Genomic DNA, 15652 nt, shown 5'->3' on the forward strand with positions numbered 1-15652 from the left:
AGAGGATCTCGAGCTCGCGGGGTGCAAATTGCCGCGCGTTGAGTGCGTTCAGGTGTGGATGCGTCGTGTGTCAGTGGTCTATGCCATGGTGGTGGCGTGACGGGGGATATGACGGTGTTGCAGGGGTATCGGTTCGCGTTGGATCCGTCCCCCGAGCAGGAGGCGATGCTGCGGTCGCATTGTGGGGCGCAGCGCAAGGCGTTCAATTGGCGTTTGGGATTGGTGAAGGCAAATCTCGACCAGCGCGCCGCAGAGCGCTCCTACGGTCTCGGCGAGGACGAGCTGACGCCGCTGGTGGGCTGGTCGGCGTACGGTTTGCGGCACGGGTGGAATCAGACCAAAGACATCGTTGCGCCGTGGTGGCGGGAGAATTCCAACGAGGCGTACTCCTCGGGTCTGGCGAATCTGGCTGCGGGGCTATCGAATTGGGCGAAGTCTCGATCCGGGAACCGCGGTGGGGCGCGAGTGCGTTTCCCGCGGTTCAAATCTAAGCGTTCAGCGATGTCGTGCCGGTTCACCACCGGTGCGTTCGGCCTGGTCGATACCGACCGCCGACATGTGCAGTTGCCCAGGATCGGCCAGATCCGCACACACGAGTCGACCCGGAAGCCGGCCCGGCACCTGGAGCGCGGGACGGGCCGGATCCGGTCGGCTACCGTGAGCTTTACGCGGGGTCGCTGGTTCGTGTCGTTCTCCGTCGAAGTCCAGCGCCACGAGGTCCGACCACCGGAACACTGCGAGGTGGTCGGTGTGGATCTGGGGATCACGCATCTGGCGGTGCTGTCGCAACCGGTCCCCGGCATCTCGGACTGCCATGGCATGGTTGCCAATCCACGCCATCTCGAACACGCGCAACGCGCGCTACGGCGACTGCAGCGCGAGGCTGCCCGTCGCCGTGGTCCGGACAGGCGTACCGGAACCAAGCCGTCGAAACGCTGGCAGCAATCCAACGCCAAGATCACCAAACTGCACGCGAAAGTTGCGAACTGCCGCGCGGACGGTTTGCACAAGCTCACTACCGCGCTGGCCGACCGTTTCGGCACTGTTGTGGTCGAGGACCTCAACGTCGCCGGTATGTTACGCAACCGGCGGCTGGCACGAGGCATCGCCGATGCCGGGTGGGCCGAACTGCGCCGCCAGCTGGAATACAAGATGGGGTGGCGCAGTGGGGTAGTCGCCGTTGCCGATCGTTGGTATCCGAGCTCGAAAACTTGTAATGCCTGTGGCGTAGTGAAAGCCAAACTACGCCTGAGCGATCGACTGTTCTGCTGTGATGCGTGTGGTTATCGCACGGATCGCGACCTGAATGCCGCCCGGAATCTGGCCGCGCTCGCGAGCCGGATCCCCCACAGCGCGTCCTCCCCGAGTTGCGGGGCGACGAAAAACGAGCCCGATGGAAGGCCAGGTAAGACCAGCTTCGTTGGCAACGGCCACCGCCACGGGAACACCCCCGAGGTGAACGTAGCATGAGCAATCACGCGACTACCGACGAACGTGCAACTCACGCACATACTCTGATAACGGAAGGACCGCAGGATCCATGACAGCCTCCGACCGTCAGCTACAAGCTGATTCGGCGCCCACTGACCTATCCGGTGAAGAGGGGTATTCCCGGGGGCTGAGCCCGCGGACCATTCAGATGATCGCGATCGGTGGGGCGATCGGCACGGGTCTTTTCTATGGTGCGGGCGGCGCGATCGAGCAGGCCGGGCCGGGACTGATCCTGGCCTATCTCGCGGCGGGTCTGGCGATCTTCGTGATCATGCGGGCGCTGGGGGAGCTGCTCACCTATCGGCCGATCTCGGGCAGCTTCGCCGAGTACGCGCACGAATTCCTCGGACGCTTCGCGGGATTCGTCACCGGATGGTCGTACTGGGCGGTGTGGGTGGCGACCTGTATGGCCGAGATCACCGTTGCCGGGAAGTATGTGCAGTACTGGTTCGATATCGCGCCGTGGCTGACCGCGCTGGTGGTGTTGGCGGTCATGTTCTGCGCCAACCTGATCTCGGTGCGGCTGTTCGGCGAGGGCGAATTCTGGTTCTCCGCGATCAAGGTCACCGCGATCATCGCGATGATCCTGATCGGCATCGGGGTGCTGACGATCGGCTTCGGCCAAGCCGCCAACCCGACGGTCACCAACCTGTGGGCCGACGGCGGTGTGTTCCCGAACGGTTTCGGACAGTCGTTGCTTGTGCTGCAGATCGTGCTGTTCGCCTACGTCGGCGTCGAGCTGGTCGGCGTGACCGCGGGCGAGGCGCGGGATCCGCGCCAGACGCTGCGCAAGGCGATCAACACCCTGCCGTTCCGCATCGGGCTGTTCTATGTCGGCGCGCTCGTGGTGATCATGTCGGTGGCCAGTTGGCGCAACTTCCACGCGGGCAAGAGTCCGTTCGTCGAGGTATTCCAGCAGATCGGCATTCCGGGCGCGGCGGGCATCATCAATTTCGTACTTCTCACCGCGGCGCTGTCGTCGTGCAATTCGGGGATCTACTCCACCGGCCGCATGCTGCGCACCCTGTCGCTGCACGGGGAGGCGCCCGCGGGATTGAACAAGCTCAGTTCGCGCGCGGTGCCATATGTCGGCATCACCGCTTCGGCGGCGGCGATGGTCATCGGTGTGATCGTCAATGTGGTCTCGCCGGATAAGGCGTTCAACTACATCACCTCGGTCAGCACCATCGGCATCATCTTCGTCTGGGGCGTAATCTTGGTGTGCCACTTGATCTATCGCGCCAAGGTCGGCCGTGGTGAACTGCCCGCCAGCGATTACCGCCTGCCGGGTGCTCCGATCACCACCTGGTTGGCGTTGGCTTTCCTGGGTTTGGTTGTCGTCCTGTTGTTCTGGACCGACAGTGGGCGCACCGCGATTATCGTCGGAGCGGTCTGGGGTGTGCTGGTCTGCGGCGGCTATCTGGCGATGACCAAGCTCGGCAAGGCAGCGCGGTAACCGAACCGGTGGCATAGGGGGATGGCACCGACGGGGTGGGTCCGCACAGCGGACCGCACCGGCCTGAGGAGGCACATGGTCACGATCATCGGCGGCGGTATCGCGGGCACGGTACTCGCCGGAGCCGTTGCGCGCGCGGGACTTCCGACCACGGTGTACGAGCGGCGGTCCACGGTCGACGCCGGTGCGTTTCTCACCCTCGACAGTCGGGCGCATGCGGCGCTGGCTGAACTCGGGATCGGCCGTGATGACCTATCCGCCGCCTCGTATGAGGTGCGCGCGCTCGGTTTGCACGGCCTCACCGGGTATCGCGCCCAACCGGGTGCCGGACGGCGGCTCTATTTCCGCCCGGATCTGCTACGAGTGCTCACCGATTTCGCCCACGCCACGGCCGCGGAGTTCCACTACGACCGTCCGGTGACCGATCTGGACATCGAGAGCCGAACCCTCAGGCTCGCAAGTGAATCGGTGACACCGGACGGCCCGGTGATCGCCGCGGACGGTATCGACTCGCTCGTGCGCGCCCGCCTGGAACCCGACCGGCCCGCGGTCTACGCGGGTCAGGTCGTCATCTACGGGGTCACCACGACCCCGATCACCCTGCCCACCGAAGAATCGGTGCTGCACTTCCATCGCACCGGCAACGCCCAGCCGACCGACGCCTTCGGGCACTTGTGGAACGACGAGACGGCGGTGTGGTTCGCCAGAATCCGTCGTCCGGCGATCCCGGTGGCGGACAATGGTTTCCATCCCGTCGAGGCCTGGGCGGCGCAGATCCACACCGCGCTGCCCGCCATTCCGGGACTGATCGACTCGCTGCTCTCGATCACCGATACGGTGCACGTCAGTAATGCCCGCAATGTGCCGCTGAGTCATCCGCGCCCGCCCCGAGACGATGTGATCCTTTGTGGCGATGCCGATCACGCCATCAGCCCCGCCGCGGGTGTGGGCGCTCGCGATGCGATCGAAGACGCCGTCGCCCTCTACCGGGCACTCGTCGCGCAGACCTCGATAGCCGAGACCATGGCGAACCGCCGCCGCCAGATCCGCACCGAGCGAGCGGCGGTCGCCGAGGCCTTCCGGCGGGGCCGCTTCTGATATCGGCTTCTGCGAGACTGTCCGGATGGCGTTGACCGCTCGGTTGACGACTCGGTCGTATGCTCCGACGTTGAGACCGGTACACGACCGGCGTCGATGACCCCGAACCGCACTGTGATCATGAAACCGATGTGCCCGACGGAGGCGACCATGACAGAGCACACGCTGGCGGAACTGATATCCGATGACCTACCGCCCGGCATTGCCGCGCTGAGCCCGGAGCATCAAGCCGAGCTCGCCCAAGCGGTCGTCGATGCCCGATGGCGGGAGGCCGAAGAACTCAAGGCCGCCGCCTTCGGCATGCTCGACTTCCTGCCGCGCTTCCTGCGCGGCCCGGTCAAGAAGGCGGCCGGACTGTGACGGCGCAATTGCTGAAACTCGCACGGACGCTGGGCGTTCCGGTCGAGCAGCTCGCCTATCTCGCCGATGTGCCGGATGCGGATCTGCGGGAATTCCGCCGTCAGGTCACGGATCTGTTCGTGGCCGGACAGGAGGCCGGATTGCGGCGGGTCGCCCAGGCGTCCAAGGTGATTCCGACGCCCATCACCGCGAAAATGGTGGCGCGCAGCCGTGGTGCGCTACTCGCGGCCCGGATGTCGGGCGTGCTCGATCCGTCGCACGCGGTGGATGTCGCCAAGCGCCTGCCGGTCGACTTCCTCGCCGATATCGCCGCCCGACTCGATCCGCGCCATTGCGCCGCAATTATCGGTGGTCTGCCCGAGCCGACCATTGTCGCGGTCGGCAAAGAGCTTGCGGCACGCGAAGATTGGATCACCCTCGGTGATCTGGTCGTCTCGATCTCCGATACTGCGGCCCGCGCCACCGAATCAGCACTCGATGGCATCGCACTCGTCCGCTCGGCCTACCTCGTCGACGATCCCGCGCATTTGGAACGCTTCGTCAACCTGGCTTCGCGCGACAAGCTCACCGAAATGCTGCGTGCCACCGCCGAAAACGACCTCTGGTCGGAATACCGCGGCACACTGAACGCGCTCTCCGAATCCGCGGTCGAATCCGTCCGCGCCGCCGCCGAACACCTACCCGCCGAGCAGCGTGACCGCGCCCTGGCCGAAATCGCCGCGCGGAGTGCCCCATAGCTTTTCGGTTGCGCTAGGCGGCGTTAGTGCCCCGGCGCGGCATCATCGCGGAGGCGGTCACCATGACCATGGCCATCGCGGCGACCGCGAGGAAGACCAGATGCACCGCCGAGGACAGCAGTGCCGGAGCCGGATGGTCGGTGTCGCCGACGCGCGAGTTCACGATCGCGCCGAATATCGCGACACCGACCGCACTGCCCAATGACCGGGCGAACATATTCGCCGAGGTGACCACGCCGCGCTCGGACCACTCCGCGGTCGTCTGCGCCGCGATGAGGGTGGGTGTGGCGACGAGGCCCATGCCGGTGCCGATCACGAAACACGATGCGGCGACCTGGATCAGCGTGGAATGCTCATCGATCAGCAGCGTGGTCGCGGCACCTAGCGTGGCCAGCGTGCTGCCGATCAGTGCGGTGGCGCGAAAACCGATGCGTAGGTACACCTTTCCGGCTTGGGATGCGGCCAGCGGCCAACCGAGGGTGAGCGCACCGACGGTGAGACCGGCGATGAGCGCCCCGGTACCGAGCACGCCCTGGGTGAAAGTGGGCACATACGAGGTCATCCCGAGCAGAATCGCGCCGACCAGCACCGAAACCAGGCTGCTTGCGATGATGACCCGTCGCGTGAAAACCCACAGCGGCAGAATCGGATTCGCGGCCCGCCGCTCTACCAGAGCGAACAACACCAGCACGAGTGCGCTGCCGACGAAGATGCCGATGCCGGTCGGCGACGACCAGGCCCAGGCCTGTCCACCTTCGAGCAATCCGAGAATCAGCGCCCCCGCGCCGACGGTGAGCAATGCCGCACCGAGATAGTCGACGCGTTGCTTGCGCCGTGGCGTGCTCTCCAGGAAGTTGCGGACCAGCATCCACCCCGCGAGTGCGGACAGCGGGATATTGATCAGGAAGATCCAACGCCAGCTGACGTATTCGGCGAACAGTCCGCCCAGCAGTGGCCCGACCACCGCCGAGATCGCCCACACGCTGGCCAGATAGCCCTGAACCTTGGCGCGCTCGGTCAGCGTGTAGAGATCGCCCGCGATGGTCATGGTCATCGGCATGATGGCACCCGCGCCGATACCCTGCACCGCGCGGAAAATGATGAGGCCCAACATACTCGTCGCCACACCGCACAGCAGTGAACCGAGCGCGAAAACCGCTATGCCGAACAGGATTACCGGCTTGCGCCCGAGCGTATCGGCGACCTTGCCGTACACCGGAACAGTAACCGCTTGTGTCAGTAAGTAAATCGAGAACAACCACGGGAATTGCGAGAATCCGCCGAGGCTGTCGGTGATGGTCAGCACCGCGGTCGCGATAATGGTGGAATCCAGCGCGACCAGGCCTGTCGCGAGCATCAGCGAAGCAAGGATCGCGCCTCGATCGGATCGCAGACCGACCGATGACTCCACTGCCTCGGTTGCCACCGACCGGCCCCTCTCGTTCGCTTCACCAACCACCCCGAAGCAACGTATCGCGGCCGCAGCTATTCCCGCACGGAATTATTTCGGCACCGGACCGGTCGGGATCTCCTGTGCTGTCACCTCGCGGGCCTCCTGGCCGGGTGCCCGTACCTGGGGTGCCGCCCGGGTGTCTGGTGCCTGGGCCGACGCAAATCTACTGAATAGGTACGTGGTAGCCGTCACAGTTGTGCTGAAAGCCACTGTTAGGCAAGGTGCAGAATTCTCCCAGGATTTTCATCTACTATTGAGGTCAGTAGTTGGAGCACCGAGGCAAAGGGGCCATGATGCATCGAACAACAACCACGACCAACCGCGGTGGCGCACGAGCGCTCGCACTGCTCGTCGGTGCCATCGCCTTGGGCACGGTGATCGGCGCGGGCGAGGCATCCGCGAGTCCAGACGCGCGCTCAGACCACTCGAACAATCGGGGCGGCACCAGCGGTCGCGATACCACCGGCTGGCATCACATCGATCCGTTCGGCTACCACCACACCCCGCAGAATTCGTTGCGGCGCAATGAACAACAGAACAACCTGCGCGAATACCGCGGCCAGAACGAGTCGAGCACGGATACTTCCGGCAACCGCACCAGCGGCACGACGACATGGACCCGGGTACCGCGCCCCGACGGCGACGGCTGGACCGTATGCCGCGCCGCGGCAAGGACGTGCTGAGGGTCACGGCCAGCTCCACCGCGCGAAAAGGCGACGGCACTCAGTCGACGAAAACTCACCTGCTTCCCGTCGAAATGCGGTGTGGCGCAATGTAAGCGTCACACCGTATTGCTAGGGCTGCCAGGTGATCCGACCGCCCTGGAAGTCCTGTGCCTTCCCGCCCTCGTAGTCGTATTCCTCGCCCGTCGGGAACCCGTACCGTCCGGATTCCTGGCCATTGGACACCCACAGATCGCGGATCGCACCCCAAACGACATGCGCACCCGAACGCGGGGACCAATAGATCGCGCCACCCGGGAACAAGTTGTAGCGCCCGTTGTCCGTGCGCGCGGCCGCCTCGTCGGTGAGCGGGAACCCGAGTGCGCCGCTTTCCCAGCCGTAGGCACCCCATTTATCGCGAATCGCACCGCCGATCTGGTGCGCGGCGGTGCCGAGGGAGCAATAGATGGAGCCGCCCTGGAAAACGTTGTAGGCGCCGGACCCGGACGGCGTGGACAGCTGACGGGTGACGGGGTAGCGCAGCACACCGGTCTCCCAGCCGAGGTCGCGCCACTTGTCGCGGATCGCGCCGCTGACCTCATTCGCGCCGGTATCGGGATGCCAATAGATCGAGGCATTGCGCTCGAACGTCTGATACCGGCCGCCGTTGGCGGCATCGAGTTCGGGCCCGGTCGGGTCGCCGAGCGCGCCGGGGCCGCCCACCTGGTCGTATTCGACCTCGATGGCTCCCCCGACGTCGAACGGACCGACCGGGCGTGCCGTTGCGGTGCCGAGGCCGACGCTCAGCAGCAGGGCCAGTGCGGCGGTGGTCGATGTGAGTGCCGCCCGCGCGTGCGATCCGGAAGCGGTGCGAATCAGCCGTGTCAATTGGACTCCTGAACAGGTCGTAGTCGAACTCGAACAGGTGTGAATTCTCGGACTGTCATCTGGCTGTCGACAGTCCCATCGGTGGCATACCGGTGACCGTTGGCGTGCCTAGCTTTCGCGGGACGTGCGATCGGTCGCGACCGGCTGGGGCACAAGCTGTTCCACCAGGTCCCTGGCCCGTGCGGCGGGGCCGTTCGCGCCGAACGCCTGGACAGTAGCGTAGACGCCTTCCATCACGAGCATCAGCTGGTCGGCGAGTATCGCCGGATCGGCGAGCTTGACCGTTTTGCCCAATTCATCCACCAGATCGGTGAACTGGCCCCGCACCCACACCTTCATGGCCACCGCACCCTGGTGACCGGCGAGATCTCGATCCGGCAGTTCACCGAGTGCGATGAGGAACGGACAGCCGCGGCACACATCGGGGCGCACCTGTTCCACAAGCGCGTCGAAGACCGCGAGAATGCGATCCCTCGGGTCGAGGCCGGGATCGGCGGCGGCGCTGAACCACTCCCGATAGTGCTGGTCCTCGCGGTCCAGGTATGCCGCGACGAGATCGTCCTTGGACGCGAACAGGCGATACAGAGTGGTCGGTGCCACGCCAGCCTCGGCCGCCACCTTGTCGACGCCGGTCGCGCGAATGCCGTTCTCATAGAAGAGATCACGCGCGACCTGCAGCACATGGGCGCGAGTATCGGCGGCGGCGCGACGTTTTCCTTCCACTGGAATAGCCTAACCCCGACACTAGTTGTTAGGGATCGTTCCCTAACAAGTTCGAAGGAGCTGGACATGGCCGATCTGACAGGTAAGACCGCACTGGTTACGGGCGCTTCACGCGGCATCGGACGTGCCATCGCCGAGCGACTGGCCGCCGATGGTGCGCTGGTCGCGGTGCACTACGCGAATAATGATGCGGCGGCGAAGGATACGGTGGCGGCGATCGAACGGGCGGGCGGATCGGCGTTCGCGGTGCGCGCGGAGCTGGCCGCCGCGACGGGTGTCGACGACCTGTTCGCCGGGCTCGAGGACGGTCTGGCTGGGCGGCCGCTGGACATCCTGGTGAACAATGCCGCGATCATCACCTACGAGTCCACCATCGACCAGACCACGCCCGAGCAGTTCGAACGCCAGTTCGCGATCAATGTCCGCGCGCCGTTCTTCATCATTCAGCGGGCGCTGTCGCTGATCCCCGATGGCGGCCGGATCATCAATATCTCCTCCGGTGTCACCTGGTTCGCGACGCCACAGATCGTCTACTCGATGACCAAAGGTGCGCTCAATGTGCTCGGCCGGTCCCTGGCCAATACGCTCGGATCCCGCGGCATCACGGTCAATACCGTATCGCCGGGCGTCACCGATACCGATATGAATTCCTGGCTGCACGAGACCGATGACGCCATCCCGGGCATTGCGGCGATCACCGCGCTGGATCGGGTCGGTCAGGGCGCTGATATCGCCGACGCGGTGGCGTTCTTCGCCGCCGATGACGGACGCTGGGTCACCGGGCAGACCCTCGAGGTAAACGGCGGACTCTATCTCGGGCCCAAGGCGCAAGCCTGGTGAATCGACGCCCCGGCCGGGCTAGGGTAAGGCACATGGTGGAGTCGACGAGGATTGTGCTGGCATCCCGGCCGGAGGGCGCACCGACCGCGGCGAATTTCCGGATCGAAACCGCGGCGCTTCCCGAGCCCGGCGAGGGCGAGGTGCTGCTGCGCACCCTGTATTTATCCCTCGATCCGTATATGCGTGGGCGGATGAGTGCCGCCAAGTCGTATGCGGCGCCGGTGGCGATCGGTGATGTGATGGTCGGCGGGACCGTCGCCGAGGTGCTCGAATCCCGGGATCCGTCGATCGCGAAAGGTGATGTGGTGCAGGCCTATTCGGGCTGGCAGACACATCAGGTCGCGGCCGCGTCGGGCCTGCGCAAGCTGGATCCGGACAAAGCGCCGATATCGACCGCGCTGGGTGTGCTCGGCATGCCGGGGTTCACGGCGTATTCCGGGCTGTTGCAGATCGGGCGGCCGAAGGCGGGCGAGACCCTGGTGGTCGCGGCTGCCAGTGGCCCGGTCGGTTCCGCCGTCGGCCAGATCGCCCGCATCAAGGGTGTCCGGGCGGTCGGTATCGCGGGTGGTCCTGAGAAATGCGCCTATGTGCGTGAGGAATTGGGCTTCGATGCCGCAATCGACCATCGCGCACCGGATTTCGCCGATCAACTGCGCGCCGCCGTACCCGATGGCATCGATATCTATTTCGAAAATGTCGGCGGAGCGGTGGCGGACGCGGTGTATCCGTTGCTGAATATCTATGGGCGCGTACCCGTTTGCGGGCTTATCGCTAATTACAACGTGACCGGCGCACCCGAAGGGCCGGATCGCCTGCCCGGCTTCTACGGTCGCATTCTGACCAAGAGTCTCACGGTGCGCGGATTCATCCAGTCCGAATTCGTCCGGGAGATGTACAAGGATTTCCTGCGTGAGATGTCCGGCTGGATCGCCGAGGACCGGGTCCGCTACCGCGAGGACATTGTCGAAGGCCTCGAGCATGCGCCGGAGGCGTTCATCGGCATGCTCGAGGGCCGTAACTTCGGCAAACTCGTAGTGCGGGTCGGGTAGCGGACCCGGATCGGATTACACCGGCTGCGGCGACAGCGCGATCTTGGCCGACCGTCCCGGTGTTTCGCTCGCTGCGGCGGCATCGGCGGCGGATTCCAGCGGATAGACTGCCTCGACGTCGAGGCGCAGTGCACCTGTCGCCGCCATCCCCACGAGTTCGCCGATGAGGCGCCGCATATCCTCACCGCTGGTCTGCTCGGCGCGCTTGGAACCCCAAAAGCCCTTGATCACAGCCTGTTTGAAGATCAGCGGACCGGGATTGACGGACAGCGGCTGACCGGACAACGCACCGAACGAGATCAGCTCACCGTTCTGGCCGAGCAGCGAAAGCAGCGCATCGGCCGCCCGCCCACCGACCTGGTCGACGGCTCGCACGATCGGCGCACCCGCCGTCGCCGCGACGGCCCGGTCGAGCCAGCCATCGGATTCGGTATCGACGACCGGTTCGAAACCCAACTCCCGCAACGCTTTGACCGAAGCCGGACCGCGAACCAGATTGAGCACATTGACACCACGTTGCCGCGCAAGCACATTCACCAGGCGACCGACCGCGCCATTGGCGGCATTGATCGTGATCCAGTCGCCCGGTTCGACCCGCAGATCCTCCAGCAGCATCAGGGAGCTGAGCGGCATCGCCAGCAACTGTGCCGCCGTCTCATCGGAAATGCTGTCCGGCAGCGGAACCACTTGCGTCGCCTTGGCCAGGAAATACTCGGCCCACACCTGGTGAATGCCGGAAACGCTGACGCGCTGACCGACTTCCAGTCCGGTCACATCCGATCCCAGTGCATCGATGCGGCCGACGGCCTCGGTGCCAGGAACGGCGGGCAGGGCGGGCTTGTAGCCGTAGACTCCGCGAATGGTCGCCAGATCGTGGTTGTGAATGGGCGCGAGGATCAGCTCGATCCGCACCTGTCCCGGCCCGGGCTCGGGCGTCGGCCGCTGCGCGGTGGTGAGCACATCCTTCGGCTCGCCGAAACTTTCGATGACTACAGCACGCATGGTGAATTCCTTTCGTCAGTCGTCGGCGAGGATGACCTGGACGTCGATATTGCCGCGGGTCGCGTTCGAGTACGGGCACACTTGGTGTGCCTTGTCGGCGATGGTCTGCGCCTCGGCGGGGGACAGATGCGGCAGCGAGATCTCGAGGGTGACGTTCAGCTCGAAGCCGCCCGCGTCGTTCGGGCCGATGCCGACCTTCGCGCCGACCGCGGAATCGTCGACATTCGCGCCTTCGCGCTTGCCGACCAGGCGCAGCGCACTGTGGAAGCAGGCCGCGTAGCCCGCCGCGAAGAGCTGCTCCGGGTTGGTGCCCACGCCGCTGCCCCCCATTTCCTTGGGGGTGTTCAGCGCGACGTCGATCTTGCCGTCGGAGGTGCGGGCGTGGCCGTTGCGTCCGTCGCCGGTCGCGAGGGCTTCGGCGGTGTACAGGGCGGTCATGGCTGACTCTCTTTCGATCGAGGGTGGGACATCAGCGCATCGGCTAGTCGCCGAAGGGTTTCGCGCAGGGTGATGAATTCGTCGGGGGACAGGCCACTGGCCTCGCCCATTTCCGTTGGCAGACAATGGGCTTCGGTCCGCAGTTCGCGGCCGCGTTCGGTGAGTTGAATATCGACGCGACGTTCGTCGGCCGCTGCCCGGCGCCGTTCGACCAGCCCCGCCGCCTCCAGCCGCTTGAGCAGCGGTGACAGCGTTCCGGAGTCGAGCAGCAGTGCCTCGCAGAGGTCGCCGACGCTGCGACCGTCGCGTTCCCACAGTGCCAGCATTACCAGGTACTGCGGGTAGGTGAGCCCGAGGCGTTCCAGCTTCGGGCGATAGACCGCCGTCATCGCCCGCGACGCGGCATAGAGCCGGAAGCACAGCTGCTCGTCGAGAGTGAGGTGATCGGTCATGTGCACTACGGTAGTGGACAATTAAATTGTGCACAACCAAATGGGCATGCTTCATGTCACACCCGGCCCGCACCTGTGCTCAGCCTGCGACGCTGCCGCCGCCGATGCCCAGGTAGACGATCATGATGGTGAACAGGAACCAGCCGGCGCCCTGCCAGATCGGCCAACTCCGGCCGCGCCGCCACACGCGAAAGGTCTGCACGAATGCGCAGATGCCGCCGAGCATCAGCACCACGGTCGGTCCGGTCAGGATCGCGGTTTTCGCGGGGGTGTCACACAGCATCGTCTCCGCGGCCGCGCATGCCCTGCGGTCGGCCGCCCATATCGCGGTGACCACGAAGACGAGCGCGGCCACCACGAGCACCGCCGCCACATAGATCGCCACCCGGCGAAAGGTCCGCTCGTCCGCCGTCCACCGCTTCTCCAGATCGTTGACCATGATCGATCACCTCATGGATGGAGTTGCCGACCGACGCCGACCCAAACGTCGGTCATGGCTTGCGGCCGATGCCCGCCCAGTACCACGCGGATTCCGGATCGGCCTGGATGGCTTGCGCTCGATCCGATAGGTCGCCGATCAACTCCGGATGCCAGGTGACGACCGGAACGACGCCCGGTTCGACGATTTCGGTTCCGGCGAACAGGGTTTCGGTTTCGGCCCGGCTGCGCGGATTGAAGTTGATTCCGGCGGATTCGGCCGAGGCCACCACCCTGGCCATGGCACGCGCGTCGAAATCGGCGGTGGGATGGGTGATCACGAGATAGCTGCCGGAGGGGACCGACTCCAGCAGGTTCTCGATAATGGCGTGCGGATCGTCGCTGTCGCGGAAATACATCATGATCGCGACCAGCATGATGGCGACCGGACGGTTGAGGTCCAGGGTCGCGGTCAGGGACGGATCGCGCAGTATCGAGGCCGGATCGCGCAGATCCGCATGGATGAAGGCCGTTTTGCCCTCACGGGTGCTGGACATGAGCGCCCGCGCATGCGCGAGCACAGCGGGATCGTTGTCCACATAGACCACGCGCGCGTCCGAGGCGAGGGTCTGGGCGATTTCGTGGGTATTGCCCGCGGTGGGGATACCGGTGCCGATATCGAGGAACTGGGTGACGCCCGCATCGACGACGTAGCGCACGGCGCGGCCGAGGAACGCCCGATTGGCGCGGGCCATACTGCGAATTGCCGGAATATGGGTGGCTATCGCATCGCCGAGTGCCCGGTCGGCCGGGTAATTGTCCTTTCCGCCGAGCCAATAATCGTAAACGCGAGCTTCATGAGCCACGCTGGTGTCGATTTTGGTCGGCAACCCAGTGGCGGTTTCGGCCCAGTTATCCGGCATGACGATTCCCTCCTGTGGCGGGGCGGGCCGTCGGGTGCCCGCCGCCGCCGGGCCGCCGCACGGTCGGCGGCCCTCTTCGGCGAATTTTGCTCGCTCAGGATAGGTGCGGCGCCGGTCCGGCATGCTGGGATTCGGACGGCGTTAGGGGATCGATTCCGGTGTGTCGGCCCAAATACGTGATCTTGATGAGGTTGAATCTATGAGGTCAAGGCGCTGCAGTGGTCCATTGCGAAGTCTCTTCTTATCTGTGGAGTCTCTTCTTCCCCCAGCACCGGCATGCGACAAGGAGCATGAAGTGAGCATGATTCTCGCCGCGTTACACGACACCGTGCTAGCCGAGGTCAGTAATCCGACACCGGAGGCGCCGCCGCTGGCGGACAAACTGATGCAAATGGGTCGGTATTTCACCTGGCTGATTCAGTTGTCGGGAGTCACCGCCATTACCTACGGCGGCGGTCGGTTCGCCTGGGAGAAATGGTCCGGGGGCGGGTTGCAGTCGCCGAAGATGATCGCCAGTGCGATGGCCGGTGGCGCGGTCGCCACCAGTGCGGGCACGATCATGAATGCCGTGCTCTAGCGACCGCATACCATCCGTTCGAATCGAGCGCCCGTACGAAAAGTCGTGCGGGCGTTCATCGACGCTGAGCGAGGGATTCGATATGTCGCCGACCTCGGAATTGGAGCATAGGCTCGCGCTGGACGAAAGTCCCTATGGCCCTTTGCCATCCGTGCGTGCCGCGTTACGGGGCGCACGAATAGTGCCGAATCGGTATCCGGAGTACCTGCCGCGCAGGCTGCCCGGGATGATCGCCGAACGGCTCGGCATACCGCCCGAGCAGGTGGTGGTCGGCGCGGGTGCCACCGGAGTCATCACGAAGATCCTGCGAGAGTTCCTCGCGCCCGGCAACGGCGTCGTGATGGCGACGCCGACCTTCGACGGATATCCGCTGCTGACCGAGACCATCGGCGGTCGGGCGGTGCAGATTCCACTCACCGCGGACGGTCGGCAGGATCTCGACGCCATGAGCGATGCCATCGATGCTTGCACGCGAGTGGTTGTGCTGTGCAGTCCGCACAATCCGACCGGCACCCGCATCGGACAGGTCGAACTGGAGGGTTTCCTCGATCGGACCGATCCGTCGGTGACGGTCCTGCTCGACGAGGCGTATATCGACTTCGTCGCGGTGACGGATCGGTTGGGCGCGACCGATTTGGTTGCGCGGTATCCGAATCTGGTTGTGACGCGGACCTTCTCGAAGGCGTACGGATTGGCGGCGCTGCGAGTCGGGTACGCGATCGGCGCGGTCCCGGTAATCGCGCGAATTCGACGGTGGCAGTTGCCGTTCCGGGTGACCGCGCTGGCCGAGACCGGTGTGCGGGCCTGTTATGACGCCGAAGCGGAATTGGCGGTACGCACCGCGGCGATCACCCACGAATGCGGTCGGCTCACCGAAGGGTTGCGCGAGCTGGGGTTCGCGGTGCCGACGAGCGCGGCGAATTTCGTGTACCTGGATACCTGCCGTCCCGCCGAAATCGACCGGCTCGGTGCGGCTTTCGTGCGCGACGGAATCCAGGTCAAGCATTGCGGCACAGGTATCAGGATTACCGTCGGCAATGCCGCGGCGACGGATAGGGTGCTTGCCGCGGCACGCTGAACTCCGGT

General features: G+C 65.1%; 18 protein-coding genes. 10 read left to right on the top strand and 8 right to left on the bottom strand.

Annotated features, from left to right (window positions below; genetic code table 11):
• The first annotated feature begins 96 nt into the window (after positions 1-96).
• From tnpB to NA5_RS12965, 5 genes are all read left to right on the top strand, one after another.
• Positions 97-1470 carry an IS607 family element RNA-guided endonuclease TnpB gene (gene tnpB / locus NA5_RS12945; protein WP_157110374.1) on the top strand — a complete coding sequence of 458 codons (1374 nt, stop codon included), beginning with the start codon at positions 97-99 and terminating at the stop codon, positions 1468-1470.
• A gap of 70 nt (positions 1471-1540) precedes the next feature.
• Positions 1541-2947 carry an amino acid permease gene (locus tag NA5_RS12950; RefSeq protein ID WP_062985381.1) on the top strand — a complete coding sequence of 469 codons (1407 nt, stop codon included), beginning with the start codon at positions 1541-1543 and terminating at the stop codon, positions 2945-2947.
• Between the two features lie 75 nt (positions 2948-3022).
• Positions 3023-4045, top strand: coding sequence for an FAD-dependent oxidoreductase (locus tag NA5_RS12955; protein ID WP_062985382.1), 1023 nt, complete (start codon positions 3023-3025; stop codon positions 4043-4045).
• Positions 4046-4195: 150 nt separating this feature from the next.
• Positions 4196-4405, top strand: coding sequence for a hypothetical protein (locus NA5_RS12960; RefSeq protein WP_063813343.1), 210 nt, complete (start codon positions 4196-4198; stop codon positions 4403-4405).
• Positions 4402-5142, top strand: a complete 741-nt coding sequence (locus tag NA5_RS12965) for a hypothetical protein (RefSeq protein WP_062985385.1) — start codon at positions 4402-4404, stop codon at positions 5140-5142. The genes NA5_RS12960 and NA5_RS12965 overlap by 4 nt, the downstream gene beginning before the upstream one ends.
• A 13-nt stretch (positions 5143-5155) precedes the next feature.
• Here the strand turns inward: NA5_RS12965 and NA5_RS12970 are convergent, their stop codons facing one another.
• Positions 5156-6568 carry an MDR family MFS transporter gene (locus NA5_RS12970; RefSeq protein ID WP_062985386.1) on the bottom strand — a complete coding sequence of 471 codons (1413 nt, stop codon included), beginning with the start codon at positions 6566-6568 and terminating at the stop codon, positions 5156-5158.
• A gap of 320 nt (positions 6569-6888) precedes the next feature.
• On the opposite strand from NA5_RS12970, the gene NA5_RS12975 reads away from it, so the two are divergent.
• Positions 6889-7278 (top strand): hypothetical protein, encoded by a 390-nt coding sequence (locus tag NA5_RS12975; protein WP_157110375.1) that lies wholly within the window; start codon positions 6889-6891, stop codon positions 7276-7278.
• Between the two features lie 111 nt (positions 7279-7389).
• Here NA5_RS12975 and NA5_RS12980 read toward each other — a convergent pair whose 3' ends face one another.
• Positions 7390-8145 carry an LGFP repeat-containing protein gene (locus NA5_RS12980; RefSeq protein WP_062985388.1) on the bottom strand — a complete coding sequence of 252 codons (756 nt, stop codon included), beginning with the start codon at positions 8143-8145 and terminating at the stop codon, positions 7390-7392.
• 108 nt (positions 8146-8253) lie between these two features.
• Positions 8254-8868 carry a TetR/AcrR family transcriptional regulator gene (locus tag NA5_RS12985; protein ID WP_062985389.1) on the bottom strand — a complete coding sequence of 205 codons (615 nt, stop codon included), beginning with the start codon at positions 8866-8868 and terminating at the stop codon, positions 8254-8256.
• Between the two features lie 66 nt (positions 8869-8934).
• Between NA5_RS12985 and NA5_RS12990 the strand changes: the two genes are divergently transcribed.
• Both NA5_RS12990 and curA read left to right on the top strand, forming a co-directional pair.
• Positions 8935-9708 carry an SDR family oxidoreductase gene (locus tag NA5_RS12990; RefSeq protein ID WP_062985390.1) on the top strand — a complete coding sequence of 258 codons (774 nt, stop codon included), beginning with the start codon at positions 8935-8937 and terminating at the stop codon, positions 9706-9708.
• Positions 9709-9740: 32 nt separating this feature from the next.
• Positions 9741-10757, top strand: coding sequence for an NADPH-dependent curcumin/dihydrocurcumin reductase (gene curA, locus NA5_RS12995; protein WP_062985391.1), 1017 nt, complete (start codon positions 9741-9743; stop codon positions 10755-10757).
• 15 nt (positions 10758-10772) lie between these two features.
• Here the strand turns inward: curA and NA5_RS13000 are convergent, their stop codons facing one another.
• The 5 genes from NA5_RS13000 to NA5_RS13020 form a co-directional block, all read right to left on the bottom strand.
• A complete protein-coding gene (locus NA5_RS13000) occupies positions 10773-11759 on the bottom strand; it encodes a zinc-binding dehydrogenase (RefSeq protein ID WP_062985393.1) in 987 nt (328 codons plus the stop codon).
• 15 nt (positions 11760-11774) lie between these two features.
• On the bottom strand, positions 11775-12197 hold the full coding sequence (locus NA5_RS13005; RefSeq protein ID WP_062985395.1) for an organic hydroperoxide resistance protein: 423 nt from the start codon (positions 12195-12197) through the stop codon (positions 11775-11777).
• A complete protein-coding gene (locus NA5_RS13010) occupies positions 12194-12649 on the bottom strand; it encodes a MarR family winged helix-turn-helix transcriptional regulator (protein WP_062985396.1) in 456 nt (151 codons plus the stop codon). Before NA5_RS13010 ends, NA5_RS13005 begins: the two co-directional genes overlap by 4 nt.
• A gap of 79 nt (positions 12650-12728) precedes the next feature.
• Positions 12729-13088, bottom strand: a complete 360-nt coding sequence (locus NA5_RS13015) for a hypothetical protein (protein WP_062985399.1) — start codon at positions 13086-13088, stop codon at positions 12729-12731.
• 52 nt (positions 13089-13140) lie between these two features.
• Positions 13141-13989 carry an SAM-dependent methyltransferase gene (locus NA5_RS13020; protein WP_062985501.1) on the bottom strand — a complete coding sequence of 283 codons (849 nt, stop codon included), beginning with the start codon at positions 13987-13989 and terminating at the stop codon, positions 13141-13143.
• A 301-nt stretch (positions 13990-14290) separates the two neighbouring features.
• Between NA5_RS13020 and NA5_RS13025 the strand changes: the two genes are divergently transcribed.
• Positions 14291-14566, top strand: a complete 276-nt coding sequence (locus tag NA5_RS13025) for a hypothetical protein (RefSeq protein WP_062985401.1) — start codon at positions 14291-14293, stop codon at positions 14564-14566.
• Positions 14567-14648: 82 nt separating this feature from the next.
• Complete coding sequence (locus NA5_RS13030; protein WP_062985403.1) at positions 14649-15644, top strand: pyridoxal phosphate-dependent aminotransferase; 996 nt, start codon at positions 14649-14651, stop codon at positions 15642-15644.
• Positions 15645-15652: the final 8 nt, after the last annotated feature.

The organism is Nocardia anaemiae NBRC 100462 (genome assembly GCF_001612725.1).
GTDB lineage: Bacteria > Actinomycetota > Actinomycetes > Mycobacteriales > Mycobacteriaceae > Nocardia > Nocardia anaemiae.